General features: G+C 56.1%; 3 protein-coding genes and 1 pseudogene. All 4 read left to right on the top strand.

The window, feature by feature from the left end; genetic code table 11:
* Positions 1-539 (top strand): annotated as a pseudogene (locus tag Xinn_RS20470) (ParB family protein); the annotation flags it as partial.
* Between the two features lie 59 nt (positions 540-598).
* Positions 599-1,183, top strand: coding sequence for a DUF2857 domain-containing protein (locus tag Xinn_RS20465; RefSeq protein ID WP_099137792.1), 585 nt, complete (start codon positions 599-601; stop codon positions 1,181-1,183).
* A 1-nt stretch (position 1,184) separates the two neighbouring features.
* On the top strand, positions 1,185-1,466 hold the full coding sequence (locus Xinn_RS20460; RefSeq protein ID WP_244590282.1) for a ParE family toxin-like protein: 282 nt from the start codon (positions 1,185-1,187) through the stop codon (positions 1,464-1,466).
* Positions 1,467-1,566: 100 nt separating this feature from the next.
* Positions 1,567-2,333, top strand: a 767-nt coding sequence (locus Xinn_RS20455; protein WP_211286042.1) for an STY4528 family pathogenicity island replication protein, incomplete at its 3' end; no start/stop codon positions are given.

The following is a 2,333-nucleotide window of genomic DNA, read 5'->3' as shown; positions in this document are numbered from 1 at the left end:
CCGTCACTTCCGTACCTGATGAGAAACCGGTGTCGTCTGTGTTTTCCGGGAAAAAACCGGTGCTCCCCGCTCATCAGCCGGATGACTCACCGGAACCGGCTCGCCCTGAAGCCGAAACGTTGGCTTTTGCCCGGACCGGTCTGGAGCCGGTCAGTTCGGTCTGGGAAATCTCACCCATGCAGGATGATATTGATCACCTGCAAAATATGGTATTTCGCCTCGCTTTTGAACTGGCAGAAACCCAGCAATGTGAAAATGCGGTGATGCCGGCATCGGATGCCCAATCGGTGGGATACCGGCTGGCTGAACCGCTGTCTGCTCAGCCTTTTGCTCTGTTGCTGCTGTCCCTGAGCGGTGAAATGTCACTGACAGCCGCCCCCCTGACACTGACCGACCTGTTACTGGGGAGCACTTTGCCGGACGGTTTCCCCTTACTGGATGACAGCCAGACGGTGAAGTTTTTGCGTCTGATACGCCTTATCCGCCGCCTGCGCGAGCTTCAGCGCAGGATGTCACCTGACAGTCCTGAGGGGCCATGATGCGCGTTTTCCGAATATATTCCTGTCGTTCTGACGGGCCTGATAGTGGGAGGAAGTGTATGAATCATTTATCGCAAGCCACCAATAACCTGCTGATGCAGATGGTGATGGATTTAAAGAACGGCTATATCCGCCGGTGTGAATCACTGGGGATGACCCCGACGGAAATGCAGATGTTACAAAGCCTGACCATTGAGGATTTGCACTATTTAGGCAACAGCCCGGTATCGGTGCTGACGGTGCATATCCACCACAGCAACCTGGCCCGTATCCTGCAACAGGCCCGGATTGAACAGCAGCGGATGCAGCGCATTGACCGGGCGCTGATGCTGGGCGGTTCGATTGAAATGATGCGGTATTTCTTCGGGTTATCCAGTCTGGAAATCGCAGCGCGCCGGCGGATTGCCGGTATTGCGGTGCGTGCCGGACGGGGGCTGGTGCTGAGCGAAGCCGAAAACCGCGATTTATGGCAATGCTGGCAGAGCGCTGAGATTGCACAGGCCGACAGTGCTGAGGGACTGGATATGATGATGGCGGTGGCAGAGCGTAATGACGTGTCATTAACGTCTGTCTGGAATGCCGTGCGGGAATGGTATCCCGCCGGGTCGGCGGACACCGGCCCCGCCGTTCGTGAGGGAGCATAAGATGGTGCAGAAAATGCCGATGTCAGGACGATTAAGGGAACTCATCCCGGGGCTGGGGCTGTATGTCCCGCCGCGGGTGCCGGTGCTGTACTGCCAGAAAGCCTGCCATCAGGTGCGGCGATTCCGGCGGGGCGAGCGGAATTACATCCGGCTGAAAGAAAAGGGCACCGGTTACCTGAAAATCAATATCAGCCTGTCATGGCGGCTGTTAAGCCGTGATGCCGGTCAGCACTGGGAACTGATGCACCACGAGCGCTACAACAATGAAATCCGTAAAACCTGACATCTGAAGTGTTGTCATTCTGCATCCGGCCGCGAAGTGAAGACCGGGTGCAGCCCTGAGAATATTTTTTGACGTATTAACCCCGGAGATAAGCAAAACCATGGCCCTGCCCGCAGACAGTTTAATTGCCCATACGATTGATAAAATGAAAAACCGGCTGGCCGCGCGGGCAGACGACGATGTATCACAACTGCGCAGCGGTTTGTTGTTTATGGGCAACATTCAGGATGCCTATCCCCGGCGTTTGTTGCTGGATAATCGTTTGTCCCCGCTGGATAAAACCGGCTGGATGATGATACGCCTTTATGCGCAGCAAAATGAGGGCGCGGTTTTTCCCAGTTACGATGAATTGCAGGTGTTGCTGGCGTCACCCTATAAAGGAAAAGCGTCCCGTGAAACCGTCAGCCGGGTGTTACTGATGCTGCGAATAACCGGCTGGCTGAGTCTGTGCAAACGGATCCGTGATGACAACGGGCGGGTCAGGGGCAATATCTATGCCCAGCACGATGAACCGCTGACCTGCCGCGATGCGGAAACCTTCGATCCCGGCTGGCTGAAGACGGTTTCTGAAGCCTGTCGCAGTAAAAACAGAACCCTCAGCCAGACTGCCCGGGATGTCCTGACGGAAATCATGGCCGACCCGCAGATGCGCCATCGCCACAGTCATATCCGTTTGCTGGAAGCGAGACTGGGAGCCGCACAGACGCCACAACAGGTGGTGATGCGTCAGACCCTGAAAACAGCGTCATCCGATGCTGACATTCAGACCGGACGCCGTCAGTCAGTACCGGGTCCGGTTGCCGGACTCAGTCAGCAGGCCCCCTCAGAGACACCGGATTCGGAAACCGAACTCAGTCTTAAATCAAC

Origin of the sequence: Xenorhabdus innexi (assembly GCF_002632485.1) — a bacterium.
GTDB lineage: Bacteria > Pseudomonadota > Gammaproteobacteria > Enterobacterales > Enterobacteriaceae > Xenorhabdus > Xenorhabdus innexi.
The sequence above is the reverse complement of the archived record's forward strand: the minus strand, read 5'-3'. Positions and strand labels throughout refer to the sequence as shown.

What these genes read in the sequence shown, in the direction of transcription:
- Xinn_RS20465 (WP_099137792.1), top strand. Translation starts at nt 599, where the DNA reads ATGAATCATTTATCGCAAGCCACCAATAACCTGCTGATGCAGATGGTG.
- Xinn_RS20460 (WP_244590282.1), top strand. Translation starts at nt 1,185, where the DNA reads ATGGTGCAGAAAATGCCGATGTCAGGACGATTAAGGGAACTCATCCCG.